Origin of the sequence: Sulfitobacter sp. 1A13421 (assembly GCF_043557285.1) — a bacterium.
Lineage (GTDB): Bacteria > Pseudomonadota > Alphaproteobacteria > Rhodobacterales > Rhodobacteraceae > Sulfitobacter > Sulfitobacter faviae.
This window is the reverse complement of sequence record NZ_JBIFFQ010000002.1, coordinates 552,464-577,710: the sequence shown is the minus strand read 5'-3', so window position 1 is coordinate 577,710 and position 25,247 is coordinate 552,464. Positions and strand designations below refer to the sequence as shown.

27 protein-coding genes are annotated in these 25,247 nt (G+C 63.8%); 20 read left to right on the top strand and 7 right to left on the bottom strand.

Going from position 1 to position 25,247, the window contains the following annotated elements:
• The first annotated feature begins 36 nt into the window (after nucleotides 1-36).
• The 10 genes from ACGYLI_RS06605 to ACGYLI_RS06560 all read left to right on the top strand — a co-directional run bounded on the left by ACGYLI_RS06605 (nucleotide 37) and on the right by ACGYLI_RS06560 (nucleotide 9,925).
• Nucleotides 37-1,188 carry an acyl-CoA dehydrogenase family protein gene (locus ACGYLI_RS06605; RefSeq protein ID WP_394418271.1) on the top strand — a complete coding sequence of 384 codons (1,152 nt, stop codon included), beginning with the start codon at nucleotides 37-39 and terminating at the stop codon, nucleotides 1,186-1,188.
• Nucleotides 1,185-2,807: an AMP-binding protein gene (locus tag ACGYLI_RS06600; RefSeq protein WP_394418269.1), complete on the top strand. Its 1,623-nt coding sequence runs from the start codon at nucleotides 1,185-1,187 to the stop codon at nucleotides 2,805-2,807. The genes ACGYLI_RS06605 and ACGYLI_RS06600 overlap by 4 nt, the downstream gene beginning before the upstream one ends.
• The gene (locus ACGYLI_RS06595; RefSeq protein ID WP_394418268.1) at nucleotides 2,804-3,631 is read left to right on the top strand and encodes a tryptophan 2,3-dioxygenase; all 828 of its coding nucleotides are present in this window, start codon (nucleotides 2,804-2,806) and stop codon (nucleotides 3,629-3,631) included. The genes ACGYLI_RS06600 and ACGYLI_RS06595 overlap by 4 nt, the downstream gene beginning before the upstream one ends.
• On the top strand, nucleotides 3,632-4,822 hold the full coding sequence (kynU, locus tag ACGYLI_RS06590) for a kynureninase (protein ID WP_394418267.1): 1,191 nt from the start codon (nucleotides 3,632-3,634) through the stop codon (nucleotides 4,820-4,822).
• A gap of 87 nt (nucleotides 4,823-4,909) precedes the next feature.
• Nucleotides 4,910-6,055, top strand: a complete 1,146-nt coding sequence (locus tag ACGYLI_RS06585) for an ABC transporter substrate-binding protein (protein ID WP_394418266.1) — start codon at nucleotides 4,910-4,912, stop codon at nucleotides 6,053-6,055.
• Nucleotides 6,056-6,152: 97 nt separating this feature from the next.
• The gene (locus ACGYLI_RS06580) at nucleotides 6,153-7,070 is read left to right on the top strand and encodes a branched-chain amino acid ABC transporter permease (RefSeq protein WP_136720382.1); all 918 of its coding nucleotides are present in this window, start codon (nucleotides 6,153-6,155) and stop codon (nucleotides 7,068-7,070) included.
• 3 nt (nucleotides 7,071-7,073) lie between these two features.
• A complete protein-coding gene (locus ACGYLI_RS06575) occupies nucleotides 7,074-8,057 on the top strand; it encodes a branched-chain amino acid ABC transporter permease (protein WP_394418265.1) in 984 nt (327 codons plus the stop codon).
• 4 nt (nucleotides 8,058-8,061) lie between these two features.
• Nucleotides 8,062-8,817: an ABC transporter ATP-binding protein gene (locus ACGYLI_RS06570; protein WP_394418302.1), complete on the top strand. Its 756-nt coding sequence runs from the start codon at nucleotides 8,062-8,064 to the stop codon at nucleotides 8,815-8,817.
• On the top strand, nucleotides 8,814-9,503 hold the full coding sequence (locus ACGYLI_RS06565) for an ABC transporter ATP-binding protein (RefSeq protein WP_209218726.1): 690 nt from the start codon (nucleotides 8,814-8,816) through the stop codon (nucleotides 9,501-9,503). The genes ACGYLI_RS06570 and ACGYLI_RS06565 overlap by 4 nt, the downstream gene beginning before the upstream one ends.
• Before the next feature lie 23 nt (nucleotides 9,504-9,526).
• The gene (locus ACGYLI_RS06560) at nucleotides 9,527-9,925 is read left to right on the top strand and encodes a RidA family protein (protein ID WP_067267516.1); all 399 of its coding nucleotides are present in this window, start codon (nucleotides 9,527-9,529) and stop codon (nucleotides 9,923-9,925) included.
• Nucleotides 9,926-9,943: 18 nt separating this feature from the next.
• Here the strand turns inward: ACGYLI_RS06560 and ACGYLI_RS06555 are convergent, their stop codons facing one another.
• From ACGYLI_RS06555 to ACGYLI_RS06545, 3 genes are read right to left on the bottom strand one after another with little or no spacing between them, the layout of a single operon-like run.
• The gene (locus tag ACGYLI_RS06555; RefSeq protein WP_209218728.1) at nucleotides 9,944-10,750 is read right to left on the bottom strand and encodes a metal ABC transporter permease; all 807 of its coding nucleotides are present in this window, start codon (nucleotides 10,748-10,750) and stop codon (nucleotides 9,944-9,946) included.
• Nucleotides 10,743-11,501 (bottom strand): metal ABC transporter ATP-binding protein, encoded by a 759-nt coding sequence (locus ACGYLI_RS06550; RefSeq protein ID WP_394408479.1) that lies wholly within the window; start codon nucleotides 11,499-11,501, stop codon nucleotides 10,743-10,745. The genes ACGYLI_RS06555 and ACGYLI_RS06550 overlap by 8 nt, the downstream gene beginning before the upstream one ends.
• Nucleotides 11,498-11,977 carry a Fur family transcriptional regulator gene (locus ACGYLI_RS06545; RefSeq protein WP_067267520.1) on the bottom strand — a complete coding sequence of 160 codons (480 nt, stop codon included), beginning with the start codon at nucleotides 11,975-11,977 and terminating at the stop codon, nucleotides 11,498-11,500. Before ACGYLI_RS06545 ends, ACGYLI_RS06550 begins: the two co-directional genes overlap by 4 nt.
• A gap of 83 nt (nucleotides 11,978-12,060) precedes the next feature.
• Here ACGYLI_RS06545 and ACGYLI_RS06540 point away from each other — a divergent pair, with 83 nt between their 5' ends.
• On the top strand, nucleotides 12,061-13,248 hold the full coding sequence (locus ACGYLI_RS06540) for a zinc ABC transporter substrate-binding protein (protein WP_394418263.1): 1,188 nt from the start codon (nucleotides 12,061-12,063) through the stop codon (nucleotides 13,246-13,248).
• Between the two features lie 99 nt (nucleotides 13,249-13,347).
• Here the strand turns inward: ACGYLI_RS06540 and ACGYLI_RS06535 are convergent, their stop codons facing one another.
• The 4 genes from ACGYLI_RS06535 to ACGYLI_RS06520 form a co-directional block, all read right to left on the bottom strand.
• A complete protein-coding gene (locus tag ACGYLI_RS06535; RefSeq protein WP_394418261.1) occupies nucleotides 13,348-15,369 on the bottom strand; it encodes a PhoX family protein in 2,022 nt (673 codons plus the stop codon).
• A 65-nt stretch (nucleotides 15,370-15,434) separates the two neighbouring features.
• Nucleotides 15,435-16,493, bottom strand: coding sequence for a YeeE/YedE family protein (locus ACGYLI_RS06530; RefSeq protein WP_394418260.1), 1,059 nt, complete (start codon nucleotides 16,491-16,493; stop codon nucleotides 15,435-15,437).
• Nucleotides 16,486-16,824, bottom strand: coding sequence for an ArsR/SmtB family transcription factor (locus tag ACGYLI_RS06525; RefSeq protein WP_394412690.1), 339 nt, complete (start codon nucleotides 16,822-16,824; stop codon nucleotides 16,486-16,488). Before ACGYLI_RS06525 ends, ACGYLI_RS06530 begins: the two co-directional genes overlap by 8 nt.
• Nucleotides 16,821-17,183, bottom strand: coding sequence for a hypothetical protein (locus tag ACGYLI_RS06520; protein ID WP_271691559.1), 363 nt, complete (start codon nucleotides 17,181-17,183; stop codon nucleotides 16,821-16,823). Before ACGYLI_RS06520 ends, ACGYLI_RS06525 begins: the two co-directional genes overlap by 4 nt.
• Before the next feature lie 97 nt (nucleotides 17,184-17,280).
• Here ACGYLI_RS06520 and ACGYLI_RS06515 point away from each other — a divergent pair, with 97 nt between their 5' ends.
• The 9 genes from ACGYLI_RS06515 to ACGYLI_RS06475 all read left to right on the top strand — a co-directional run bounded on the left by ACGYLI_RS06515 (nucleotide 17,281) and on the right by ACGYLI_RS06475 (nucleotide 25,209).
• Nucleotides 17,281-18,018: a cytochrome c biogenesis CcdA family protein gene (locus ACGYLI_RS06515; RefSeq protein ID WP_394412684.1), complete on the top strand. Its 738-nt coding sequence runs from the start codon at nucleotides 17,281-17,283 to the stop codon at nucleotides 18,016-18,018.
• 28 nt (nucleotides 18,019-18,046) lie between these two features.
• Entirely contained in the window at nucleotides 18,047-18,631 is a 585-nt protein-coding gene (locus tag ACGYLI_RS06510; RefSeq protein WP_394418258.1) for a thioredoxin family protein, read from the top strand.
• 136 nt (nucleotides 18,632-18,767) lie between these two features.
• Nucleotides 18,768-19,244, top strand: a complete 477-nt coding sequence (soxX, locus tag ACGYLI_RS06505) for a sulfur oxidation c-type cytochrome SoxX (protein ID WP_394418256.1) — start codon at nucleotides 18,768-18,770, stop codon at nucleotides 19,242-19,244.
• Between the two features lie 122 nt (nucleotides 19,245-19,366).
• Nucleotides 19,367-19,786, top strand: coding sequence for a thiosulfate oxidation carrier protein SoxY (gene soxY, locus ACGYLI_RS06500; RefSeq protein WP_394418254.1), 420 nt, complete (start codon nucleotides 19,367-19,369; stop codon nucleotides 19,784-19,786).
• 31 nt (nucleotides 19,787-19,817) lie between these two features.
• Nucleotides 19,818-20,147: a thiosulfate oxidation carrier complex protein SoxZ gene (gene soxZ / locus ACGYLI_RS06495; RefSeq protein WP_394418252.1), complete on the top strand. Its 330-nt coding sequence runs from the start codon at nucleotides 19,818-19,820 to the stop codon at nucleotides 20,145-20,147.
• 44 nt (nucleotides 20,148-20,191) lie between these two features.
• On the top strand, nucleotides 20,192-21,043 hold the full coding sequence (gene soxA / locus ACGYLI_RS06490) for a sulfur oxidation c-type cytochrome SoxA (protein ID WP_394418250.1): 852 nt from the start codon (nucleotides 20,192-20,194) through the stop codon (nucleotides 21,041-21,043).
• A gap of 87 nt (nucleotides 21,044-21,130) precedes the next feature.
• Nucleotides 21,131-22,831, top strand: coding sequence for a thiosulfohydrolase SoxB (soxB, locus tag ACGYLI_RS06485; RefSeq protein ID WP_394418247.1), 1,701 nt, complete (start codon nucleotides 21,131-21,133; stop codon nucleotides 22,829-22,831).
• A 73-nt stretch (nucleotides 22,832-22,904) separates the two neighbouring features.
• Entirely contained in the window at nucleotides 22,905-24,167 is a 1,263-nt protein-coding gene (gene soxC / locus ACGYLI_RS06480) for a sulfite dehydrogenase (RefSeq protein WP_394418244.1), read from the top strand.
• Entirely contained in the window at nucleotides 24,151-25,209 is a 1,059-nt protein-coding gene (locus tag ACGYLI_RS06475; protein WP_394418242.1) for a c-type cytochrome, read from the top strand. The genes soxC and ACGYLI_RS06475 overlap by 17 nt, the downstream gene beginning before the upstream one ends.
• Nucleotides 25,210-25,247: the final 38 nt, after the last annotated feature.

Genomic DNA, 25,247 nt, shown 5'->3' with positions numbered 1-25,247 from the left:
CGAAAGCCAAAAGATAACACGCGGGGAGGCGTAACCATGGCTGACACAAGTTTTCTCGACTGGCCCTTTTTCGAGCCGCGCCACAAGGAACTGGCGCTGAAGCTCGATGACTGGGCCAAGCGCGAACTGAAAAACGTGGATCACGGCGACACCGACGGGGCCTGCCGTGATCTGGTGACGATAATGGGGCAGGACGGCTGGCTGCGCCACAGCGGTGCGGAAGGCGACGAGGTGCTCGACGTGCGCACGCTCTGCCTGATCCGCGAAACACTGGCGCGCCACGACGGGCTGGCGGATTTCTCCTTTGCGATGCAGGGACTTGGCACCGGGGCAATCTCGCTCTTCGGGACCGATGAGCAGAAGGCCGAATGGCTGCCCAAGACCCGTTCGGGGCAGGCGATCTCGGCCTTTGCCCTGACCGAGCCGCAGTCCGGCTCGGACGTGGCCAATTCCACCATGACCGCCAAGCCCGACGGCAACGGCTATGTGCTCAACGGGCGCAAGACATGGATTTCCAACGGCGGCATCGCGGATGTCTACACCGTCTTTGCGCGCACCGGCGAGGCACCGGGCGCCAAGGGGCTTTCCGCCTTTATCGTGCCCGCCGACACGCCGGGGCTAAAGGTCGAGGAACGGCTCGAGGTCATGGCCCCGCATCCGCTGGCCACGCTGCATTTCGACGGGGTGAAACTGCCCGGCTCGGCGCTTCTGGGCGAGGCGGGCCGCGGCTTTGCCATCGCCATGTCGGTCCTCGACGTCTTCCGCTCCACTGTGGCCGCCGCGGCCCTCGGCTTTGCCCGCCGCGCGTTGGACGAGGCGCTCACCCGCGTGACCAGCCGTCAGGTGCAGGGCGCGCCCTTGAGCGAGTTGCAGATGGTGCAGGGCCATATCGCGGACATGGCGCTCGACGTCGATGCCGCGGCGCTGCTGGTCTACCGCGCTGCATGGACCAAGGACAGCGGCGCACCGCGCGTCACCCGCGAGGCCGCGATGGCGAAGCTCTTTGCCACCGATCAGGCGCAAAAGGTCATCGACAAGGCCGTTCAATTGCACGGCGGCGACGGCGTGCGTAATGGCGAGGCAGTCGAGCGACTTTACCGTGAAATCAGGGCGTTGCGCATTTACGAGGGTGCGTCGGACGTGCAACGTGTTGTCATCGCGCGACAGACTTTGGGAGCCATGTCATGAAGCTGCATCCGACCGGACATGAAGACACATTCGCCCGCGACAACCTGCCGCCCTTCGGCCAATGGCCGGACCTGTTGCTGGAGCGTTTCGACTATCCCGAACGCCTGAATGTCGGCGTCGAATTCACTGATAAAATGGTGGAAAAAGGTTTCGGCGACCATACCGCGCTGATCGGCAACGGGCGGCGGCGTACCTATAAAGAGTTGTCGGACTGGACCAACCGTTTGGCCGCGGCGCTGGTTGAGGACTTGGGCGTGAAGCCGGGCAACCGGGTGCTGATCCGCTCGGCCAACAACCCCGCCATGGTGGCCTGTTGGTTGGCGGCGACCAAGGCGGGGGCGGTGGTCGTGAACACCATGCCGATGCTGCGCGCGGGTGAGCTTTCGGCCATCGTCGACAAGGCCGAAATCACCCATGCGCTTTGCGACACGCGGCTGATGGACGAGATGACGGCTTGTGCCAAGACCTCGAAGTTCCTCAAGACGGTGGCGGGCTTCGACGGCACCAGCAACCACGATGCCGAATTGGACCGTCTGGCGCTGGAAAAACCGGTTCATTTTGAGGCGGTGGACACCGCGCAGGATGATGTGGCGCTGCTCGGGTTTACATCAGGAACCACCGGTAACCCCAAGGCCACAATGCATTTTCATCGCGATCTTCTGATCATCGCGGACGGCTATGCGCGCGAGGTGCTCAGCGTCACCCCCGAGGACGTCTTTGTGGGCTCGCCACCCTTGGCCTTCACCTTTGGACTTGGCGGCCTTGCCGTCTTCCCGCTGCGCTTCGGTGCCGCGGCGACGCTTTTGGAAACCGCCAGCCCGCCCAACATGATCGAGATCATCGAGAAGTACAAAGCCACCGTCTGTTTCACCGCGCCGACCGCCTACCGCGCCATGCTGCAGGCGATGGAGGAGGGCGCGGACCTCAGCAGCCTGCGCGCCGCCGTATCCGCCGGAGAAACGCTGCCCGCGCCAGTCTACCACGAATGGCAGGAAAAAACCGGCAAGCCCATGCTCGACGGGATCGGGGCGACGGAGATGCTGCATATCTTCATCTCCAACCGCTTCGACGACCACCGCGCGGCCTGTACCGGCAAGCCGGTGACGGGCTACGAGGCGAAGGTGATCGACGCGGAGGGCAAGGAGGTGCCGCGCGGAGAGGTGGGGCGTCTTGCGGTGCGCGGGCCGATCGGTTGCCGCTATCTGGGCGACAAGCGGCAGGCCGATTACGTCAAGGACGGCTGGAACATCACCGGCGACAGCTTCATCATGGACGAAGACGGCTACCTGCATTTCGCCGCCCGCAACGACGACATGATCATCAGTTCGGGCTACAATATCGCGGGACCGGAGGTCGAAGCCGCACTTCTAAGCCACCCCTGGGTCAGCGAATGCGGCGTGGTTGCCGCCCCCGACGAGGCCCGCGGCTCCATCGTGCAGGCGCATGTGGTTCTGGTCGAGGGTACGCCGGAAGATAGCCATACGATCAAGACCTTGCAGGATCATGTTAAGGCGACCATCGCGCCCTACAAATACCCACGCGACATCCGTTTCATCAAGGAACTGCCCAAGACCGCGACCGGCAAGATTCAGCGCTTCGCGTTGAGAGAGGACAAATGAGCGCTTTCGACGAAGCCTCCCGTGGCGCCAAGATGGATTTTGCCAAGGACAAGTCCTATGGCGATTATCTCGGGCTGGACCAGATCCTGACCACCGAGAACCCGCTCGACATGGCGCATGACGGGCTGCTGTTCATCATCCAGCACCAGACCTCGGAGCTTTGGATGAAGCTCGCGATCCATGAATTGACGGCCTGCCGCAAGGCGCTGCAGGCGGGGGATTTGCGTCCGAGTTTCAAGATGTTGACCCGGGTGGCGCGCATTTTCGAGCAGCTTAATTCCGCTTGGGACGTGCTGCGCACCATGACGCCCAGCGAATACACCCAGTTCCGCCCCTATCTGGGCGCATCGTCGGGCTTCCAGTCCTACCAGTACCGCCTCATTGAATATCTTCTGGGCAACCGGATTGCCGCCCTGACCAAGCTGCATGAACATACGCCCGAGCCGCATGCCGCGCTCGTGGCGGAGATGCAGCAGCCGAGCCTTTACCAAGTGGCGATCGACCTGTTGTGCGAGCGCATGGGCGAAGCCCCCTTGGCCGGTGCGCCGGAGCCGAAGGGCTGGACCCCGAAGCAGGAGGTGCAGAACCTCTGGCAGAAGGTTTACGAAGACCCGACAACACACTGGGAACTTTACGAATTGGCCGAGAAGCTGGTCGATCTCGAAGACTACTTCCGCCGCTGGCGGTTCAACCACGTCACCACCGTGGAACGTATCATCGGTTTCAAGCGCGGCACCGGGGGCACGTCCGGTGTGACCTACCTGCGCAAGATGCTCGAAGTGGAACTTTTCCCCGAGCTTTGGCATGTCAGAGGAGCACTTTAAGTGTCGAACGTATTAAAAAAAGACCAGTTTGTGCTGCCCGAGGGCGTCATCTACCTCGACGGCAACTCGCTGGGGCCGCTGCCGAAGAAAGCCGCCGCACGGGTACAGGAGATGATCGCCGACGAATGGGGCGAGATGCTGATCCGCGGCTGGAACCAAGCCGGTTGGATGGAGCAGCCGATGCGGGTGGGCAATATGGTGGCGGGGATCGTCGGCGCGCCCGAGGGCTCGGTCGTCATGGGCGACACGCTCTCGATCAAGGTGTTTCAGGCGCTGGCCTCGGCGCTGAAGCTGCGGCCCGGGCGCAAGGTGATCCTGTCGGACAACGGCAACTTTCCGTCTGACCTCTACATGGCCGAGGGGCTGGTGGGGCTTTTGGAGCAGGGCTATGAGCTGCGCACCGTGGCGCCCGAGGAGGTGACGGAGGCCATTGGCGAGGATATCGCCGCCGTGATGCTGACGGAGGTCGATTACCGCACCGGCCGCAAGCACGACATGAAGGCAATCACAGAACTGGCCCATGCCAATGGTGCGGTGATGATCTGGGATCTGGCGCATTCCGCGGGCGCGCTGCCGGTGGACCTTGCAGGCTCCAACTGCGAATTCGCCGTGGGCTGCACCTACAAGTACCTCAACGGCGGGCCGGGTGCGCCGGGCTTCATCTACGTCCGCCCCGATCTGGCCGACGCGGTGCAGCCGGCGCTGGCGGGCTGGCTTGGGCATCGCCAGCCCTTTGCCTTTGAGCAAAACTACCAGCCCGGGCAGGGGATCGAGCGGATGCGCGTCGGCACCCCGCCGGTCATTCAGCTCACCGCGCTGGAAGTGGCGATGGAGCTTTGGGCCGATGTCGACATGCAGGCACTGCGCGAGGCCTCGGTGGCGTTGCAGGAGCAGTTCATCGAGGAGATTGAGCGCGACGTGCCGCAGCTAACGCTGGCGAGCCCGCGCAATAGCGCCGAGCGGGGCAGTCAGGTCTCCTTCCGTTTCGAGGAAGGCTATGCCGCGATGCAGGCGGTGATCGACCGCGGCGTGATTGGCGACTTCCGCGCGCCCGACATCATGCGCTTTGGCTTCACGCCACTTTATCTGGACGCCGAGGATGTCTCCAAGGCGGTCGCGATCATCCGCGACGTGATGGAGAACAGCCTCTGGGACAACGAAAAATACAAGACCCGCGCGCGGGTGACCTGACAGTATCAGGCGCAGGCGTTAAGCTGGCAAAACGATCCAACAAAACGGGCCCGGCAAAGAGGCCCAAACCAACCAAGGGAGACTGAAATGAAGATGAAATCACTGGTGATGGCGGCCTCGGTCGCGGCATTGGCGGCAGGCGGCGCATGGGCCGAAGAGGGCAAGGTGAAGGTCGGCATGATCACCACGCTTTCAGGCGGCGGCGCGGGCCTTGGCATTGACGTGCGCGACGGGTTCCTGCTGGCCACCAAGATGGCCGGGAACGAGAATCTCGAGGTCGTGGTGGAAGATGACCAGCGCAAGCCCGAGATCGCGGTTCAGCTAGCCGACAAGATGATCCAGTCCGAAAAGGTCGACGTCATGACCGGCATCATCTGGTCCAACCTCGCCATGGCCGTGGTGCCGGCGGCGACCGCGCAGGGCAAGTTCTACCTTTCGCCCAATGCTGGCCCTTCGGCGCTGGCGGGCAAGGGCTGCAACCCGCTTTACTTCAACGTGGCATGGCAGAACGACAACCTGCACGAAGCGGCTGGGGCCTATGCCAATGACGCAGGCTACGCGAATACCTTCATGCTGGCCCCGAACTATCCGGCGGGCAAGGACGCGCTGACCGGCTACAAACGCACCTATGAGGGCGAGGCGGCGGGCGAGGTCTATACCGATCTGGGCCAGACCGACTACGCCGCCGAGATCGCGCAGATCCGCGCCTCGGGTGCGGACAGCGTTTTCTTCTTCCTGCCCGGTGGGATGGGAATTTCCTTCCTCAAGCAGTACGCCAACTCTGGCGTGGAACTGCCCGTCGTCGGCCCGGCCTTCAGCTTTGATCAGGGCATTCTGCAGGCCGTGGGCGAGGCCGCTGTCGGGATCAAGAACACCAGCCAGTGGAACAAGGACCTCGATAACGCGGCGAACAAAGAGTTCGTGACTGCTTTCCAAGAGGAATACGACCGTCTACCGTCGCTCTACGCCAGCCAAGGCTATGACACCGCGAACCTGTTGTTAAGCGCGATGGTGAAGGCCGATGTGTCGGATCAGGACGCTTTCCAAGCGGCGCTGAAAGAGGCCGATTTCGACAGCGTGCGCGGCAAGTTCTCCTTTGGTAACAACAACCACCCGATCCAAGACTACTACGTGCGCGAAGTGGTCAAGGAGGGCGATGTCTATACCAACAAGCTCATCGGCCCCTCGCTGACCGATCACGCTGACGCCTACGCGGCCGACTGCAAGATGTAATCCCGCGCGGCCCCGGCGCTGATTTCGGTCACGCCGGGGCCGACAAACTAACGCTTTCACGCCGGGCTTCGTCCGGCGCGCCGGGAGGCTTTGCCAAATGTCATTCATCCTGCTCGTCGAACAGGTGCTGAACGGGGTCCAATCCGGGGTCATGTTGTTTCTCATGGCCGCCGGGCTCACGCTCATCTTCGGGGTCATGGGGTTGATCAATCTCGCCCATGGTTCGCTCTACATGGTCGGCGCCTTTGCCGCCGCGGCGGTGGCGGCGGCCACCGGGTCTTTCCTTCTTGCGCTGGTGGCCGCACTTGCCGCTGCCGCATTGGCGGGGTGCCTGATCGAGATGACGGTGATCCGTCGCCTTTATGACCGCGACCACCTCGATCAGGTTCTGGCGACCTTCGCGATGATCCTGATTTTTTCCGAGGGCACGCGGTTCTTCTTTGGCTCCTTCCCGCTGTTTCTCGACATTCCCGCCGCGCTGGCGGGGCCGGTGACGCTGCCGGGGGGCATCCAGTATCCGCTTTATCGCCTCGTCATCATCGGCGTGGGCCTTGCCATCGCCGCCGGTCTCTTCCTGCTGATCGCCCGCACCCGCATCGGCATCCAGATCCGCGCGGGCGAGGCCGATCGCGAGATGATCGCCGCACTTGGCGTCGACATCGCCAAGCTCTACACGCTGGTCTTCGCGCTCGGGGCCGCCCTTGCGGGGCTTGCCGGAGCGTTGGTGGGCGCGATCCAGTCTGTGCAGGTGGGCATGGGCGAGCCGGTGCTGATCCTTGCCTTCGTGGTGATCGTCATCGGTGGCATCGGCTCGATCAAGGGTGCGCTCATCGGCGCGCTGCTGGTGGGGCTGACGGATACGCTGGGCTCGGTCCTGCTGCCGCTCTTCTTTGCTAATTTCATGGAGGCTTCGGCGGCCACCTCCGTCGGCTCCTCGCTCGCCTCCATGTCGATCTACATTCTCATGGCGGGGGTCTTGCTTTTCAAACCCACCGGCCTGTTTGGGGAGGCCTGAGCCATGATGCGCGAAACACTTGTAAACGTCTTTCTCTTCTTGCTCCTGCCTGTCACGGCGCTGGCGGCCTTCGCGCTGGACGAGCCTTTCATCATCACGCTGGCAACCAAGGCCGCGATCCTCGCCCTTGCTGGCGTCGGGCTGAACATCGCGCTCGGGCTGGGCGGGTTGGTGAGCTTCGGCCACGCGGCATTCTTCGGGCTCGGCGGCTATGCCATGGGTATCCTTGCCGCCCATGCGCAGAGCTACACGCCGATCATGGAGAGCCCCTTCCTGATCGAGGGCACCAAGTCGATGCCCGTCATCTGGCTGGTGGCGATCGTGGTCTCGGCGCTGGCGGCGCTGCTGATCGGGGCGCTGTCTTTGCGCACCTCGGGCGTCTATTTCATCATGGTCACGCTGGCCTTCGGGCAGATGCTCTTCTACTTCTCGATCTCCTGGCCGGCCTATGGCGGCGAGGACGGGCTGTCGATCTATGTGCGCAACGGCTTTCCGGGGCTGAACACGCTTGATCCGCTGACCTTCTTTGCCATCGCCTTCGCCGTGTTGGCGCTGGTGCTGCTCATGGCGGGCCGTCTGGCGCGCGCGCCCTTTGGCTTGGCACTCTCGGCAGCACGCCAGAATGCCGAGCGGGTCGAGGCCGTGGGCCTCGCACCCTTCCGGCTGCGGCTGGTGGCCTTTGTCATCTCGGGCGCTGTCACCGGACTGGCGGGCGCGCTTTTCGCCGATCTCAACCGTTTCGTGAGCCCCACGATGTTCTCGTGGCACACTTCGGGTGAGATCATGGTCTTCGTGATCCTCGGCGGGGTGGGGCGGCTTTTCGGCCCGGTGGCCGGGGCGGCGCTGTTTATCTTGCTAGAGCATGTGCTGGGCGGGTTGTCGGAGTTCTGGCACATTTACCTCGGCTTTCTGCTGCTGATGGTGGTGCTCTTTGCGCGGGGCGGCATGATCGGCCTCGTCGCCGGACGGGAGGTGGCCCATGACTGAGCAGATGACTGATGTGCTTTTGGACGTGCGCAACCTGCACAAGAGCTTTGGCGCCTTGAAGGCCACGGATGATGTCTCCATCACCCTGCGTCCGGGCGAGATCCACGCGCTCATCGGCCCCAACGGGGCAGGCAAATCGACGCTGATCAAGCAGATCGCGGGCGGGCTGCGCTCGGACAGCGGCTCGGTGCATTTCGCGGGGCAGGACGTGACGTCGCTCAGCACCGTGCAGCGTGCGCGGGCGGGGCTAGGACGGACCTTTCAGATCTCCTCGCTGGCGATGGAATACACCGTGCTACAGAACGCGGTGCTGGGCGCGCTTGGCCAATCGGGCCGGGTCATGCGCTTCTTCGCCCCGGTGATGCGGCAGGCGGCGTTGCGGGCCGAGGCGATGCGCGCGCTGGAACTGGTGGGGCTGGCCGATCACGCGGCCAAGCGCACATCGGACCTGTCGCACGGCCAACGGCGCCAGCTTGAGGTCGCCGTGGCGCTGACGCTACGGCCCAAGGTCTTTTTGATGGACGAACCCATGGCGGGGCTGGGGGCCAGCGGCTCGCGCGAGATGACTGGCTTTCTCGACGGCCTCAGGGCCGAGGCGCCGATCCTGTTGGTGGAGCATGACATGGACGCGGTCTTTGCACTCGCCGACCGCATCTCGGTGCTGGTCTACGGCCGCATCATCGCCAGCGGCACAGCAGCCGAGATCAAGGCCGATCCACAGGTCCGCGTGGCCTATCTGGGCGAGGAGGACGCGGCATGAGCCTGCTGGAACTGAAAGACATCACCGCCTCCTACGGGCCGACGCAGGCGCTTTTCGGCGTCGATCTGGCGCTGGAGGCGGGCGAGGTCTGCGCGCTGATGGGGCGCAACGGGATGGGCAAATCATCGACCATCAAGGTGATCTGCCGGATGCTGAAACACGACGGCGGCAGCCTGCGCCTGAATGGGCGCGACATTGCGGGGCTGCCGTCGTTTCGCGCTGCACAGGCTGGCGTGGGGCTGGTGCCCGAGGGGCGGCGCTGTTTCGCGACGCTGACGGTGCATGAAAACCTCATCGCCGCCGCGCGCCCCGGCCCGTGGGACGAGGCGCGGGTGGTCAAGCTCTTCCCCCGTTTGGGGGAACGGCGGGATCAGGCGGCAGGCTCACTCTCGGGTGGGGAGCAGCAGATGCTGGCGATTGGCCGCGCGCTGATGACCAACCCGCAGCTTTTGTTGTTGGATGAGGCGACCGAGGGGCTGGCCCCGGTGGTGCGTCAAGAAATCTGGGCCGCCGTGGCCGAGTTGAAGCGCGACAGCGGTCTGGCGCTTCTGGTGGTGGACAAATCCCTCGCCGAGTTGCGGCGCGTGGCCGATCACGCCGTCATCCTCGAACGGGGCCGCTCGGTCTGGGCCGGTCCGATGCCCGCGCTCGATACTCAAATCGCCGACCAATTCCTCGGCGTGTGACTGTTAACAAAAAGGAACACGACATGTCGCATCAAATCATTCAGCCCGAAGGCTGGGCCCCCGCGAAAGGCTATGCAAATGGCGTGCTGAGCGCGGATGGTCATCTGTTCGTCGGCGGTCAGATCGGCTGGACCGCCGAGCAGAAGTTTGAATGCCACGATTTCATCGGCCAGATGAAACAGGCGCTGCAAAACATCCGCGACGTGGTCGAAGCCGCCGGCGGCACGCCCGAGGATATCACCCGGCTGACGTGGTATGTCACGGATAAGAAAGAATATCTCGCTGCGCAAAAGGACGTGGGCCGGGCCTATCGCGAGGTGATGGGCAAGCATTTCCCGGCCATGGCGATGGTGGTCGTCGCCGGTCTGGTCGAAGATGAGGCCAAGCTTGAGATCGAAGCCGACGCGGTGATCGCGCGCTAAGCCAAGCCGCCGTCGGGGTCACCCCCGGCGGCGCAGCGCCGGCAGGGCCGCCGAAAAGGCCGAGGAAAGCGCAAAGAGACCCGCCGCGATGCTGACGATGCTCGGCCCCGTGGGCGTGTCGAACTCCAGCGAGGCCAGCAGCCCCCCGAGGGCCGCCACCGCGCCCAGACCCATGGCCCAAAAAGCCATGGTTTCCGGCGTGCGGGCAAAGGGGCGGGCGGTGGCGGCCGGGATGATCAGCATCGCCGCGATCAGCAGCGCGCCGACCACTTTGATCGCCACGGCCACCATGATTGCCAGCGCCAGCGTCAGGATCAACTGCTCGCGCCGGGGATTGCCGCCTGCCGCTTGCGCCAGATCGGGGTTCAGCGTCGCCGCCAACAGCGCCGACCAGCGCCACGCCAGCAACAGCGCCACCGCGACGGCTCCGCCCCAGATCACGCCAAGGTCAAAGCGCGTGACGGCAAGGATCTCACCAAAAAGGTAAGAAGACAGATCGACCCGCTGCCCCGGGAGCAGGGACACGGCCACCAAACCAAGTGCCAGCGCGGAATGGGCCATCACGCCCAAAAGCGCGTCGGCGCTGACATTGCGGCCCGAAAGCGTGCTGATCACCAGTGCCATGACAAGGGCCACCAGAAGCACGCCTGCGGTGATCGGCAGGTCGGTCGCCAGCGCCAGCGCCACACCCAGTAGGGCCGCATGGCTGGTGGCATCGCCGAAATAGGCCATGCGCCGCCAGATCACGAAACAGCCCAAAGGGGCGGCGGCCAGCGCTACGCCAAGGCCCGCGAGGGCGGCGCGCAGAATGAAATCGTCAAGCATTCTCAATCTCTTGGTGGTGGCCGTCACAGGCGGCGCCGTGATGGTGGTGGTGATGGTCGTGATCGTGCCGGTAGAGCGCCAGCGCCCCTTGGGTGCCGCTGCCAAAGAGGGCGCGGTATTCGGGCGCTTCGGAGACCGTCTCGGGCGTGCCTTCGCAGCAGACATGGCCGTTGAGGCAGAGCACTCGGTCGCTGGCCGCCATGACGACATGCAGATCATGGCTGACCATCAGCACGGCGCAGCCGAGGTCTTGGCGCACGGCTTCGATCTGGCGGTAAAAGGCGGCGGAGCCGGGCTGGTCCAGCCCCTGCGTCGCCTCGTCGAGGATCAGCAGATCGGGCCTTTCCAGCAGGGCGCGGGCCAGCAGCACGCGTTGGAATTGCCCGCCCGACAGGTCGACCATCTGCCGCTCTGCCAGTTCCGGCACGCCAGCGGTGGCCAGCGCGTCGCGGATCGCTTCGGGCTTCTGGCGGCGGGGCAGGTTGATGAAACGGCGCACGGTGAGCGGCAGGGTCGCGTCGATTTGCAGCTTTTGCGGCACATAGCCGATGCGCAGCCCCGGTTTGCGGGTGATCTTGCCCGCAGCCGGTTTCAGCGCGCCGATCAGCGCGCGCAGCAGGCTGGATTTGCCCGACCCGTTGGGGCCGACGATGGTGACGATCTCACCAGCGTCGATATTGAAGTTCACGTCGCGCAGGGCGATCTGACCGTCGTGGCGCAGGGTCAGGCCGCGCGTATTGATCAGGCTCATGCACCGGGCTCCTGACAGGCGGGGCAGAGGCCCTCGGCCTCGACCACGCTGCGCTCGATCCGGAACCCGGCGGCGCGGGCGGCATCGCCAAGGCGGCTTTTGTTCGGGGTGGTATCGGCCTCCGCCACCGAGCGGCAGCTGCGGCAGATCAGAAAGGCAGGCGCGTGATCCTCGCCCGGGTGCACGCAGCCGACATAGGCATTGAGCGCTTCGATTTTATGGGCGAGCCCGGCTTTCACCAGAAAATCCAAGGCGCGATAGGCCACGGGGGGCTGCGCGCCCAGCCCCTCGGCCGACAGGCGGGCGAGCAGGTCATAGGCGCCCAAGGCGCGGTGTTCCGACAGCAGGATCTCCAGCGCGCGGCGGCGCACCGGGGTCAGCCGCAGCCCGCGTTCGGCGCATTGCGCTTCGGCCACCTGCATGGTGCTCCGCACGCAGGCGGCGTGGTCATGATCACTGAATCCTATGGGGCGCATGGGGAACCTCAATTCGTTTCGGTATTGATATGTTATAACAGCGGTGTTAGCAAGGTGATACTATAACATTTTGAAGGTCTGCCATGTATCGTTTCACGCTCCCCGCCGCCGTTCTCGCCGCTGCCGCGTCGCCGCTTTGGGCGGATGTCCCCGCCGTTGCGACAGATATTGCCCCGGTGCATGGGCTGGTGTCGCAGGTGATGGAGGGGGTCGGCACTCCCGACCTTATCGTGCCGCCGCGCAGCTCGCCCCATGGCTATGCCATGCGCCCCTCCGAGGCACGCGCGCTGAGCGGGGCTGATCTGGTCGTCTGGGTCGGCCCGTCGCTGACCCCATGGCTGGCCGATCCGCTGCAATCGCTGGCCAGCAGCGCCAGCCATCTGGCCTTGATGGAGCAGCCCGGCGCGCGGGTTCTGGCCTTCCGCGAAGGGGCGACCTTTGAGCCGCATAGCCACGGTAATGAGGGGCATGAGGGTCACGAGGGCCATGATCACGCCGAGGAAGGGCATGACCACGACGCGCATGGGCATGATGACGACGGCCACGAGGAACATGACTACGAAGAGCATGGTCACGAGGAGCATGACGAAGAGCATGGCCACGGCGACCACGATCACGAGGCGCATGACCACGAGGAGCACGACCACGGGGATCATGACGATCACGGACATGGCGAGAAGGATCACGACGACCACGGCCATGACGACCGCGGTCACGACGATCACGGCCATGAAGGTCACGATCACGCCCATGACGGCGACGATCCCCACGTCTGGCTCGACCCGCGCAACGGACAACTTTGGCTGGGCCAGATCGCCGAGGCGCTGGCGGAGCTAGACCCCGAGAATGCCGCGCAATACCGTGAGAACGCCGAGGCCGCTCAGGCCGAGCTTGCGGTCTTGGAGGAAGACATTGCCGAGACCCTCGCCCCGGTCAAAGACCGCCCCTTCATCGTTTTCCATGACGCCTACCACTATTTCGAAGCGCGTTTCGACATCGAAGCCCGTGGTGCCATTAGCGAGAATGACGCCCGCGCCCCGGGGGCGGCGCGCGTGGCTGAACTGCGTGACCTGGTGGCCGAGAGCGGTGCGAAATGCGTCTTTGCCGAGCCGCAATTCAACCCCGGCTTGATCGCTGCCGTGACGGAGGGGCAGGACACCGGTACCGGCACGCTCGACCCGATCGGCGCGGATCTGGAGCTGGGCGTTTCCTTCTACCCCGATCTGCTGCGCGGCATGGCGCAGAGCATGTCTGACTGCCTGTCGGACTGATTTAGGCGCTGGCTAATAGAAGCAGCCCAATAAAAAGTGGTGCAGCCGGGGAAGCTGCACCACATCTTACATGCTGAAATGACTTTTATAGAATTCTGATCAGACGGCGATCTTGCCGCCGCCTTGCTTGGTAATGACGACCACCGCAGGGCGCGGGGGCATCTTGGGGTCGAAGTCGGGCCAGCGGGTGGCCGGGTCCTCAAAGGTGCTTTCCCGCTCGAAACCGGGGATGTCCTTTGTCCCGTCCGTGCCCGGGTGCTGCACCGCGACGAAGAGCGTTTCGCCATCCTCGGTGAAGTAAGGGCCGCACATCTCACCGCCCACGGGGCAGCGAAAGAAGAGCTTCGAGGTGCCGCGCGCCTCGCCTTCGGTTTCAAGCGCATAAAGCCCGTCGGACTTGCCGGTCTTGCCCCAGCTGCTGCCCTGATCGGTGCTGATCCAGAGGCGCCCGTCGGCATCCATCGCGGCATTGTCGGGGCTGCCGAACCAGCCGTTTTCCGATGTCTCGGGGTTCCACTGGGCGCCGACCTCGGCCACCTTCGGATCACCGCATTGCACGAGGATCGACCAAGTACCGCTGGTGGCGGCGTGGTCGGCATTCGCTTCCTTGATCTCGATGATATGGCCAAAGCTGCTTTCCGGGCGCGGGTTGGCGGCGTTGGTGTCGCCCTGCTTGCGCTTGGTGTTGTTGGTCAGCAGGATATAGGCCGTGCCATCGCCACGCGGCTGCGCGTCTTCGGGGCGGTCCATCGGGGTGGCGCCCAGCAGGTCGGCGGCCAGACGGGTGTCGATCATCACGTCGCCTTGGTCGTTGAACCCATTTTCGGCGGTCAGCGGCCCGGTGCCATGCACCAGCGGCAGCCAGTTGATCGTGCCGTCCTCTTCGAACCGCGCGACGTAAAGCGTGCCATCGTCCAGCAGATCGCCATTGGCCGCCGGATCATCGGAGACCGTCCCGGCAGAGACGTATTTGTATTGATAGTCAAAGCGGTTGTCGTCGCCCATATAGACCACGAGCTTGCCATCTTTGCTGACCGTGGTCTCGGCGCCCTCATGGCGGAAACGGCCCAAAGCGGTGCGTTTGACGGGGGTTGAGGTCGGGTCCATCGGGTCAACTTCCACGACCCAGCCGAACTTATTGGGCATGTTCGGCTCGGCGTCCACGTTGAAACGGTCGTGTTTCTGCCCCCAAGCGTACCACATGCCCGGCACGCCGTAACGGTCCCAAGATTTCTCTTCCGCGGCACCGGTGATGTCGGGTTTGCCGTCGGCATCCAGCTTGTCGGTCCAGAAATAGCCGTGGAAGTTCTCTTCGGCCATCAGCCATGTGCCCCAAGGGGTCAGCCCGCCCGCGCAGTTGTTGAGCGTGCCGATGACCTTGGTGCCGCTGGGGTCGTCGTTCGTCTTCATCCGCGCGTGACCGGCGGCGGGGCCGCTGAGCGTCATCGCGGTGTCGAGCGGGGTGATGCGGCGATTCATCTTGCCGTCGCGCACCACTTGCCATTTGCCCGCCGCATCGCGGGCGATCTCGACGACCGAGCCGCCGTGGGCGGCCATTTCGATGTCGATCAACTCAGGCGTCATGCCTTTGAAGTTCACCTTGTCCTGACGGCCAAGACCGGGGAACATGACCTCTTCGTTGGTGTATTCGTGGTTCACGCAGAGCAGCCCGCGGCTGGCGTCGTCGTTCAGGGGCACGAAGCCGACATAATCGTTGTTATAGCCGAACTGTTTCGACTGCGCCGCGGCAGTCTGGTTCATCACGTCGAATTCCGGCGCATCGGCGGTGATCGGGTCGCCCCACCGCAGCAGGATCTGCGCGTCATAGCCGGGGGCGACGTGGTGGGTTTCGTCATTGCCCCATGCCAGCTCGTCAAAGACATAGCGGCTGGTGGCGGCGCGGGCCTTGGACGGGGCGATGGCGGCGGCACTGCCGAAAAGGGCGGTGGTGGCCGAAACCCCAAGCATGCCGCGCAGGATGTCGCGGCGGCCATAGCGGGCGTTGATCACGTCGCCGATGGTGCGTGACAGGTTCGCGTTGGTGGGGATGTCGTCGAAGGCCTCAAAGGCTTCGGCCTTGTTGCCGATGGCGGGGTCGTTGAGAATCTCGCGGCGGGTCATCATGCTTCCTCAGGTGACTTGGCTGGCCTCCATTTGCACCATGACTGTCACGGTTTTATGACGCGTCAGACTGTGCTGCGGCGAAATCCTACGATGAGTTGGCGCAGGCCCAAAGCCGCGCCCGCAAAGATCGCGGCGAGGGTCACCGGCCCGCTGAAGGCCAGCACCGAGATGGCCGAGATGCCTTGCCCGATGGTGCAGCCCATGGCGATCACCGCACCAGCCCCCATCAGCCCCGCGCCGAATATCTGGCGGCGGAGTTCGCGCGGGTCTTCGCAGGCTTCCCAGCGGAAATGCCCCTGCCAGAGCGAACCGAGAAAGGCCCCGACCCAGACCCCGGCGACGGAGCCGATGCCAAAGCTCAGCGGGCGGACCGACCCCTGCATCGCATAGAGCAGCGTCTCTCCCACGGGGGCGGCATAGCTATGCGACATCAGCGTTTGCGCGCCAAAACCGGTCTGCGCCAGCCACGCCGTGCCCGCCCAGCCAGAGGTGATCGCCAGCCCGGCCACGGCGCCCCAGACCACTTTGCGTAGATCGCGGCGAAAGCTGCGGGCGCTGAGCATCAGCAGGCAGACCGCAAGGCCCAGCAGAATGCCGATCAGCGCCACCGATCCGCCGGTAAGCGCGGCGACCACATGGGCGATACCATCTGGCGGCCCGGCGTTCATCTGGCGCGGGAAGAGCAGAGCGCGCGCCGGGGCAAGGGGGCCGGAGAGCACGGTAAAGGCCGCAAGCCCCATGATCAAGACAATCACGAAGGCGCGCAGATCACCGCCGCCCAACCGCGCCAAAGCGCCAAAGCCGCAGGTGCCCGCCAGCGCCATGCCATAGCCGAAGATCAGCCCGCCAAAGACCGCAGGCGCCCATGAGAAGGCAATCGTCAGGTGAAAGGCGCGGTCGAGGTTGATCAGCCCCAAGCTGGCAAGGGTGAAACTGCCCAGCATCGCTACCCCGATGGCCAGCCCCCACATTCGCATTCGGTCGCCCGATCCGCCATAAAGCAGATCTTCGATCGCGCCGAGGGTACAAAACCGCCCCAGTCGTGCGGCGAGGCCCAGCAACACGCCGCCCAGCCCGCCCAGAAGGGCGGCGGTCAACGGCTGGCCCCAAAGCTCAATCATCCTTGCAGAACAATTCGTAGACCAGTTCCAGCATCCTGCGCGGGCGGTCGTCGGCCAGCCGGTAATAGATCGTCTTGCCATCGCGGCGCGGCGTGACCAGACCTTCGAGTCTGAGCCGCGACAGCTGCTGCGACACCGCCGCCTGCCGGGTGGACAGCAGCGCCTCCAACTCACTCACCGATTTTTCGCCAGAGACGAGGTGGCACAGGATCATCAACCGACCCTCATGGCTGATCGCCTTAAGGAAATTCGACGCGGTCACGGCATTTGTCAGCATCCGGTCCATGTCCTCTTGGGACATGTCGGGGGTCATCACGGGCAGGCTTGTCATTCGGTCGGGTCCTCGAAATCGGTCTTGTCGTGCAAGAGCGTATCAAGCATGGGCCAGAAGAACTCCGCACCGGGGTAGCCTTCGAGGCGACCCAATTCGACATCGTCTTCGACCAGCAAAAAGGTCGGGGTGAAGATCACCGCACGCTGCGGGGTGACGCTCTCTTCCACGGCGGAGATATCGACGCGGCGCAGCGGGGCAAAAGCCCCTTCGGCGGTCTTGGGGTAGGCGGGGGCAATCTCTTCGTCCCAACGTTGGCAATAGATGCAGCCGGGCTGTTCGACCATGACCAGTTCCACCGCTCCAAGGGGCAGGGCGGTCAGGGCCGCGAGGCTCAAGGCGGTCACTGTGCGGATCATTGGCTTGCCTGATTGACGTTTGGACGACACACAACGTAATTTGAATATGTGAATTGTTCAAGCGCGGCGGACCAGCGCGGCGCGGGCGGGGGGTAACATGTTCGACATCACCTATGCAGGCGCGCTTTTCGCAGGGCTGCTCAGCTTCTTTACGCCCTGCATTCTGCCGATGGTTCCATTCTACCTCAGCTATATGGCGGGGCTCAGCGTGACCGAATTGCGTGGCGATGGCGCAATCGCACCGGGGGCGCAGCGGCGCTTGGTGCTGTCCTCGGTGCTCTTCGCGCTTGGGGTCACGACGATCTTCGTTCTGCTCGGCATGGGCGCTACGGCCATCGGGCAGGTGTTCACCCAGTACCTTGAGCCGCTGAGCTGGGTGGCGGCAGCGATCCTGACGGTCTTTGGCCTGCACTTCCTCGGCGTGATCAAAGTGCCGCTGCTCTACCGCGAGGCGCGGTTGGAGGGGGGCGGCAAGCCCACCTCGGTCTGGGGCGCCTATGTCATGGGGCTGGCCTTCGGCTTTGGCTGGACACCGTGTGTCGGCCCCGCGCTGGCGGCGATTTTGATGATCGCCTCAGGCATGGGCGATATCGCCCGGGGCGGGCTGTTGCTGGCCGCCTATGGCGCGGGGATGACCGCGCCTTTCGTGGTGGCCGCGCTGTTTGCCAAACCGTTCCTCAACTGGGCCGCGCGGCATATGGCGCTGGTGCAAAAGGTGGAAAAGGCGATGGGGGTGATGCTGATCCTCTTTGCCGTGCTGATCGTGACCGGCGGGGTGCAACTGATCGCGGATGCGATGATCCGTTGGTTCCCCAGCTTCACGACGTTAGGATAGACGCAACAATCAGGAGGAGGACGCCAAGATGATCGGATCGAGGATAGGGGCCGCAGTGGCGGCGGCGATGCTGGCATGGCCTTTGGCCGCGGCGGAACTGGGCGACGACGGGCTGCACAAGACGCCCTGGATGCGCGACACCTTCAAAGACCTGCGTGAGGATCTGGAGGAGGCTAGGGGCGAGGACAAACGTCTGATGCTGATGTTCGAACAGCGCGGCTGCATCTATTGCACCAAGATGCACGAAGAGGTTTTTCCCACCCCCGAAATCGCCAATTACATCGAAGAGAATTATTTCGTTGTGCAGCTGAACCTGCATGGCGATATCGAGGTGACCGATTTCGACGGGGAGACGCTCTCGGAAAAGCAGATGGCGCGGAAATGGGGGATTCTCTTCACCCCGACGCTGATGTTCCTGCCCCATGAGGTGGCCGAAGACGCGACCGCGCCGCAGGCGGCGGTCGCGGTGATGCCGGGGGCGTTCGGCAAGGGCACAACGCTAGATATGCTCACATGGGTAAACGAGGAACGCTACGCGCTCGACGGCGATGAGGATTTCCAACGCTACCACGCGCGGATGATCCAAGAGCGCAACAATGGCAGCACGGATTGACCTACGAAAAGCGGCGCTGCGCGTGTAAAGCTATTCAAAAGTTTGAATTTGTTGTTGCGCCGCGCCGCGTCCCTGTCTTAGGGTCAGGTAAACCGGATCACACATCACCGTGATCGGCACTGGGAGGAAGTTTTCGATGATGAGATGGATCGCCGCCGCAATTGTGTCGGGCGCGCCCGTTCTGGCCGCCGCTGAAACCGTGGCACCTGCCGACGTGACCTATGATGACTATGGTTCGGTTGAACAATCCCTGACCGGGACACCCGGCGATGCCGCCAAGGGTGCGGCCATCGTCGGCAGCAAGAAGGCGGGCAACTGCGTGGCCTGCCACCAGATCACCGCGCTTAGCGAGGTTCCCTTTCAGGGCGAAATAGGTCCGATGCTCGACGGGGCTGGCGACCGCTGGAACGAGGCCGAGTTGCGCGGCATCGTGGCCAATAGCAAGATGACCTTCGAAGGCTCGATGATGCCGTCCTATTACAAGACCAGCGGCTATATCCGCCCCGGCGACGGCTTCACTGGCAAAGCGGGGACCGAACCTTTGCCGCCGCTGCTGGACGCGCAGCAAATCGAAGATGTCGTGGCCTTTCTGGCGACGCTTAAGGAAGAGTAACGCGGCCCCGCCGCCCTGCGAGAGCAGGAGGCGTCGGTGGACCGGTGCAAGAGATCGCGAGCCCAAGCCTCGTGGAACGGAATGACGGCGCCCCGCGCCGCAGACGAACAAGGAGATGAGAGATGAACTTCTCAAGACGTGAAACTCTGGGCCTCGGCCTTGGCGCCATGGCGCTGACCATCCTGCCGGTGGGGGCTTCGGCCGCCACGGTGGACGAACTGATCGCAGAATTCACCGGCGGGGCCGACATGGCCGACACCGGCGTGACCCTGACCGCACCTGAAATTGCCGAGAATGGCAACACCGTGCCGATCTCGGTCGAGGCACCGGGCGCCTCGGCGATCATGGTGCTGGCTGCGGGCAACCCGACACCGCCCGTGGGCACCTTCAACTTCGGCCCGCTGGCGGGCAGCCGCAGCGCCTCCACCCGGATCCGACTGGCCAAGACGCAGGACGTCATCGCCATCGCCAAGCTGGAAGACGGCACCTTCGCCCGCACCAGCGCCGAGATCAAAGTTACAATCGGTGGCTGCGGCGGCTAAGCCCGCGCGCCCCAAATCAGGAGTTTAGAAAATGGCAGAAGGTGTAACACCCCGCGTCAAAGTGCCGAAAAAGGCCGAGGCCGGCGAGGTCGTCACGATCAAGACGCTGATCAGCCACCCGATGGAATCGGGCCAGCGCAAGGACAGCGACGGCAACGTCATCCCGCGTTCGATCATCAACCGCTTCACCGCCGAGTTCAACGGCGAGAGCGTGATCGATGTGAAGATGGAACCGGCGATGTCGACCAACCCCTATTTCGAATTCGACGCCACCGTTCCGGAAGCGGGTGAGTTCAAATTCACGTGGTACGACGACGACGGTTCGGTCTACGAAGAAGTCAAATCCATCGCCATCGGCTGACCCATCGGGTCAGCCAAGCGGCGCATGGAACAGGGAGGAAAGACATGAATTTCAAGGCAATGACCGCGGTCGCGGCGCTTTTGGTGGCCGCCCCCACGCTGGGGGCCGCCGATGAGGAGGCCGAGCTTGTCGTCAACGGCGAGATCGAGATGGTGACCAAGACCGATGCGCCTGCGCATCTCGACGGCGCCTTGCCCGAGATCATGTCTGGCTGGCGTTTCCGCTCGGACGAGACGCAGCAGCTTCAAATGGACGACTTCGACAACTCTGGCATGATCTTCGTCGATCAGGCGCAGGCGGCTTGGGACACGGCAGAGGGCAGCGAGGGCAAGTCTTGCGCCTCCTGCCACAACGATGTCGAAACCTCGATGAAGGGGGTCCGCGCGGTCTATCCGAAGTGGAACGAGGATGCCGGTGAAGTGCGCACGCTGGCGCAGCAGATCAACGACTGCCGCGAGAACCAGATGGGCGCGGAGCCCTACAAGTACACCGGCAACCAGATGACCGCGATGGAGGCGCTGATCTCGGTCCAGTCGCGCGGCATGCCGGTCAACGTGGCAATCGACGGCCCGGCCCAGAGCACATGGGAGCAGGGCAAGGAGATGTACTACACCCGCTACGGCCAGCTGGAACTCAGCTGCGCCAATTGTCACGAGGACAACTACGGCAACATGATCCGGGCCGACCACCTGAGCCAGGGCCAGATCAACGGCTTCCCGGTCTACCGTCTGAAAAACACCAAGCTCAACAGCGCCCATGCGCGTTTCAAGGGCTGCGTGCGCGACACGCGGGCCGAGACCTTCAGCCCCGGCAGCCCCGAGTTCGTGGCGCTGGAACTCTACGTCGCCAGCCGCGGCAACGGCCTGTCGGTCGAAGCCCCCTCGGTGCGTAACTGATTTAATTTCCGGGCGTTTCGCCTGACCTGATCCCGCCCCCCGCATGGGGGCGGGGCCTTTCCCTGTTTTCAAGTGCTGGAGCGTAACATGCTGTCTCGCCGTGATTTTCTGCAAATGTCAATGGCCGCGGCCTCCATCTATGGCGGCTCGGGCTTCGGCAACTGGGCGCGGCTGGCGGCGCAGGACCGCTTTGATCAGGATGCGCTGCTGGAGTTCGAGAAGTTCGGCAATGTCACCCTGATGCATGTGACCGACATCCATGCGCAGCTGAAACCGATCTATTTCCGCGAGCCGTCGGTCAACATCGGCGTGGGCGAGAACCGCGGCAAGGTGCCCCATATCACCGGCGAGGATTTCCGCGTCCGCTACGGCATCGGCGGCGGCACGCCGTTGGATTATGCCCTGACCTACGACGATTTCGTGGCCCAAGCACAGGCCTACGGGAAGGTCGGCGGGCTCGACCGCGTGGCCACCGTGCTGAACGCCATCCGCGCCGACCGTCCCGACGCGCTGCTATTGGATGGCGGCGATACATGGCACGGCTCGATGACCTGTCTCAAGACCGAAGGGCAGGACATGGTTAACGTGATGAACGCGCTGAAGCCCGATGCGATGACCTTCCACTGGGAGTTCACGCTGGGCTCCGAGCGGGTACAGGAGATCGTCGAGGGGCTGCCCTTTGCCGCCCTCGGCCAGAACATTTTCGACCGCGAATGGGACGAGCCGGCGGAGCTGTTCAAGCCTTACGAATTCTTCGAGCGCGGCGGCGTGAAGATCGCCGTGATCGGGCAGGCCTTTCCCTATATGCCCATCGCCAACCCCGGCTGGATGTTCCCCGAATACTCCTTTGGCATCCGCGACGAGCATATGCAGCAGATGGTCGACGAGGTGCGCAGCAAGGGCGCCGAACTGGTCGTCTGCCTCAGCCACAACGGTTTCGACGTCGACAAGAAGATGGCCGGGATCGTCAAAGGGATCGACGTGATCCTCTCGGGCCACACCCATGACGCGCTGCCCGAACCGGTGCTGGTGGGCGAGACGCATATCATCGCCTCCGGCTCGAACGGGAAATTCGTCTCTCGCGTCGATCTGGACGTGCGCGACGGCAAGATGATGGGGCTGCGGCACAAGCTGATCCCGATCTTCTCAGATCTCATCACGCCCGATGCCGAGGTGGCAAAGCTGATCGACGCACAGCGCGCGCCCTTCCTTGAGGATCTGACCCATGTGGTGGGGCAGAGCGATGCGCTGCTCTACCGCCGGGGCAATTTCAACGGGACGTGGGATGACCTCATCTGCGACGCGCTGCTGAGCGAGCGCGACGCCGAGATCGCGCTCAGCCCCGGGGTGCGTTGGGGGCCGTCGATCTTGCCCGGTCAGGACATTACGCGCGAGGATATCTTCAACGTCACCTCGATGACCTACCCAAATGCCTATCGCACCGAAATGACAGGCGAATTCCTGAAAGTCGTGCTGGAAGACGTGGGCGACAACCTGTTCAACCCGGACCCCTATTACCAGCAGGGCGGCGACATGGTGCGCGTCGGTGGCATGGGCTTCAAGATGGACATCGCCAAGCCGCAGGGCGAGCGGATTAGCGAGATGACCTTGCTCAGCACCGGCGAGCCAATTGATCCGCAGCGCAGCTATGTCGTGGCCGGCTGGGCCTCGGTCAACGAGGGCACCGAAGGCCCGCCGATCTGGGATGTGGTGGAAAGCCATATCTCGAAACTGAACACCGTGGGCGAAGGCGCCCGGACCCCGGTGAAAATCGTTCTGCCAAAGTAAGAAAAATGAGAATAGGGGTTCTCACATAGATACAAATTCAATAAAATGAATTTGAATATGTGAGGGCCACGACATGACAGAAGAGAACCATAAGGGGCCATCGCGCCGTGCCTTTCTAACGGGGGCAGGGGCGGCGGCCGCGGGGACGCTGGCGGGCCAAGCCAGTGCTGCCCAGTCCGACAAAGGCATCGCGATCCATCCTTGGATGCAGGAATTGGGCGACGGCGTCGATGTCGCCCCCTACGGCATGCCCTCGCCGCATGAGGCGGATGTGAAACGCCGCACCGTGGAATGGCTGACCGCCGACCCGGTGAGCTCGATCAACTTCACCCCGCTCCATGCGCTGGATGGCACGATCACCCCCAACGGCGTCTGCTTCGAGCGGCACCACTCGGGGGTGGCCAAGGTCGATCCGGCGGAACACCGCTTGATGATCAATGGTTTGGTGGACCGCGAACTGGTCTTTACCATGGAAGACCTGATGCGTTTCCCGCGTGAGAACCACGTCTACTTCCTCGAATGCGCGGCCAACTCCGGGATGGAGTGGCGCGGATCGCAGCTTAATGGCTGCCAGTTCACCCATGGCATGATCCACAACGTGCAATACACCGGCGTGCCGCTGCGGCTGGTGCTGGAGGAGGCGGGTGTGAAGCCCGAGGGCAAGTGGCTTCTGGCCGAGGGCGCGGATGCCGCGGCGATGAGCCGGTCGATCCCAATGGAAAAGGCGCTCGACGATTGCCTCGTGGCCTTCAAGATGAACGGCGAGGCGCTGCGCCCCGAACAGGGCTACCCGGTGCGCCTTGTCGTGCCCGGTTGGGAGGGCAACATGTGGGTCAAATGGCTGCGCCGGCTTGAGGTCGGCGATCAGCCTTGGCACCACCGCGAGGAGACCAGCAAATACACCGACCTCATGGCCGACGGTGTGGCGCGGCGCTTCACTTGGGAGATGGACGCGAAATCGGTTATCACCAGCCCCAGCCCGCAGGCGCCGATCACCCATGGCCCGGGGCCGACGGTTCTGACCGGTCTGGCATGGTCGGGCCGCGGTACGATTCCGCGCGTGGACGTGACGCTCGACGGTGGCATCACATGGCATCAGGCGCGGATGGACGGGCCGAGCACGCCAAAGGCGCTGCACCGCTTCTACTTCGACTTCGAATGGGACGGCAAACCCCTGCTGCTGCAAAGCCGTGCACATGACAGCACCGGCTACGTCCAGCCCACGAAGGACGCGCTGCGCGCGGTCCGGGGCGAGAATTCGATCTACCACAACAATGGCATCCAGACCTGGGCGGTCGATGCAGACGGAAAGGCCGAAAATGTCGAGATTTCTTAAAGCTGCCCTCCTGAGTACCGCGCTGGCAAGCCCGCTGGCCGCTGAGCCTTTGGGCCTTGGCCGCGCCGCCACCCCCGAGGAAGTGGCGCTGTGGGATATCGACGTGCGCCCTGACGGCACAGGTCTGCCCGAGGGCCGTGGCGACGTGATGACCGGGGATGAGATTTACACCGTGAAATGCGCCTCCTGCCACGGCGTCTTTGGCGAGGGCACGGGCCGTTGGCCGGTGCTCGCGGGCGGGCAGGGCAGCCTGACCGATATGCGCCCCGTCAAAACGATCGGCAGCTATTGGCCATACCTTTCAACGGTTTACGACTATGTGAACCGGGCGATGCCCTTTGGTGATGCGCAGTCGTTGAGCGATGATGAGGTCTATGCGATCACCGCTTATCTGCTCTATCTCAATGACGAGGTGGATGAGGATTTCGTGCTCTCGTCAGAGAACTTCGCCGAGCTGCGCTTGCCGAATGAGGAGGCCTTCAAACCCGATGACCGGGCGGAGGTCGAGTTTGCGTCCTTCAAGCAAGAGCCCTGTATGAGCGATTGCAAACCCTCGGTCGAGATCACCATGCGCGCAGCCGTGCTGGACGTGACGCCCGAGGAGACCGCCGCCAAGGCCGCAGCCGAACAGGCTAAGGCCGAAGAGGTCAAAACCGCGGCAGAGCCTGCCCCCGAAGAGACCCCCGCGCCGGTCGAGGTGGCCGAAGCCCCCGCCGCCGATCCCGCGCTGATCAAGGCCGGGGAGAAGGCGTTTCGCAAATGCAAATCCTGCCATCAGATCGGCGCCAAGGCGAAGAACCGTGTCGGCCCGATGCTGAACGGCATCGTGGATGGCCCGGCGGGCGCGGTTGACGGCTTTCGCTACTCCAAAGCCATGCAGGCCGCGGCAGCGGAGGGGTTGGTCTGGTCTCACGATGAGTTGAGCGCCTTTCTGGCGGACCCTAAGGGCTTCATGAAAGGCACTAAAATGTCGTTCCGGGGTGTGCGCAAGCCCGAGGATATCGACGCGTTGATCGCCTACCTGCGCGACGCGTCGGAGTGATCGGCGCGATTAGCGCAGACTGTCGTGCCTGCCCCCCT

What these genes read in the sequence shown, in the direction of transcription:
- ACGYLI_RS06535 (WP_394418261.1), bottom strand. Translation starts at nt 15,369, where the DNA reads ATGACCCGCCGCGAGATTCTCAACGACCCCGCCATCGGCAACAAGGCC.
- ACGYLI_RS06550 (WP_394408479.1), bottom strand. Translation starts at nt 11,501, where the DNA reads ATGAGCCTGATCAATACGCGCGGCCTGACCCTGCGCCACGACGGTCAG.
- soxA (WP_394418250.1), top strand. Translation starts at nt 20,192, where the DNA reads ATGAATTTCAAGGCAATGACCGCGGTCGCGGCGCTTTTGGTGGCCGCC.
- soxZ (WP_394418252.1), top strand. Translation starts at nt 19,818, where the DNA reads ATGGCAGAAGGTGTAACACCCCGCGTCAAAGTGCCGAAAAAGGCCGAG.
- ACGYLI_RS06570 (WP_394418302.1), top strand. Translation starts at nt 8,062, where the DNA reads ATGACTGATGTGCTTTTGGACGTGCGCAACCTGCACAAGAGCTTTGGC.
- ACGYLI_RS06580 (WP_136720382.1), top strand. Translation starts at nt 6,153, where the DNA reads ATGTCATTCATCCTGCTCGTCGAACAGGTGCTGAACGGGGTCCAATCC.
- ACGYLI_RS06545 (WP_067267520.1), bottom strand. Translation starts at nt 11,977, where the DNA reads ATGCGCCCCATAGGATTCAGTGATCATGACCACGCCGCCTGCGTGCGG.
- soxB (WP_394418247.1), top strand. Translation starts at nt 21,131, where the DNA reads ATGCTGTCTCGCCGTGATTTTCTGCAAATGTCAATGGCCGCGGCCTCC.
- ACGYLI_RS06540 (WP_394418263.1), top strand. Translation starts at nt 12,061, where the DNA reads ATGTATCGTTTCACGCTCCCCGCCGCCGTTCTCGCCGCTGCCGCGTCG.
- ACGYLI_RS06475 (WP_394418242.1), top strand. Translation starts at nt 24,151, where the DNA reads ATGTCGAGATTTCTTAAAGCTGCCCTCCTGAGTACCGCGCTGGCAAGC.
- soxY (WP_394418254.1), top strand. Translation starts at nt 19,367, where the DNA reads ATGAACTTCTCAAGACGTGAAACTCTGGGCCTCGGCCTTGGCGCCATG.
- ACGYLI_RS06605 (WP_394418271.1), top strand. Translation starts at nt 37, where the DNA reads ATGGCTGACACAAGTTTTCTCGACTGGCCCTTTTTCGAGCCGCGCCAC.
- ACGYLI_RS06525 (WP_394412690.1), bottom strand. Translation starts at nt 16,824, where the DNA reads ATGACAAGCCTGCCCGTGATGACCCCCGACATGTCCCAAGAGGACATG.
- ACGYLI_RS06565 (WP_209218726.1), top strand. Translation starts at nt 8,814, where the DNA reads ATGAGCCTGCTGGAACTGAAAGACATCACCGCCTCCTACGGGCCGACG.
- ACGYLI_RS06520 (WP_271691559.1), bottom strand. Translation starts at nt 17,183, where the DNA reads ATGATCCGCACAGTGACCGCCTTGAGCCTCGCGGCCCTGACCGCCCTG.
- soxC (WP_394418244.1), top strand. Translation starts at nt 22,905, where the DNA reads ATGACAGAAGAGAACCATAAGGGGCCATCGCGCCGTGCCTTTCTAACG.
- ACGYLI_RS06515 (WP_394412684.1), top strand. Translation starts at nt 17,281, where the DNA reads ATGTTCGACATCACCTATGCAGGCGCGCTTTTCGCAGGGCTGCTCAGC.
- ACGYLI_RS06595 (WP_394418268.1), top strand. Translation starts at nt 2,804, where the DNA reads ATGAGCGCTTTCGACGAAGCCTCCCGTGGCGCCAAGATGGATTTTGCC.
- ACGYLI_RS06585 (WP_394418266.1), top strand. Translation starts at nt 4,910, where the DNA reads ATGAAGATGAAATCACTGGTGATGGCGGCCTCGGTCGCGGCATTGGCG.
- soxX (WP_394418256.1), top strand. Translation starts at nt 18,768, where the DNA reads ATGATGAGATGGATCGCCGCCGCAATTGTGTCGGGCGCGCCCGTTCTG.
- ACGYLI_RS06555 (WP_209218728.1), bottom strand. Translation starts at nt 10,750, where the DNA reads ATGCTTGACGATTTCATTCTGCGCGCCGCCCTCGCGGGCCTTGGCGTA.
- ACGYLI_RS06575 (WP_394418265.1), top strand. Translation starts at nt 7,074, where the DNA reads ATGATGCGCGAAACACTTGTAAACGTCTTTCTCTTCTTGCTCCTGCCT.
- ACGYLI_RS06560 (WP_067267516.1), top strand. Translation starts at nt 9,527, where the DNA reads ATGTCGCATCAAATCATTCAGCCCGAAGGCTGGGCCCCCGCGAAAGGC.
- ACGYLI_RS06600 (WP_394418269.1), top strand. Translation starts at nt 1,185, where the DNA reads ATGAAGCTGCATCCGACCGGACATGAAGACACATTCGCCCGCGACAAC.
- ACGYLI_RS06510 (WP_394418258.1), top strand. Translation starts at nt 18,047, where the DNA reads ATGATCGGATCGAGGATAGGGGCCGCAGTGGCGGCGGCGATGCTGGCA.
- ACGYLI_RS06530 (WP_394418260.1), bottom strand. Translation starts at nt 16,493, where the DNA reads ATGATTGAGCTTTGGGGCCAGCCGTTGACCGCCGCCCTTCTGGGCGGG.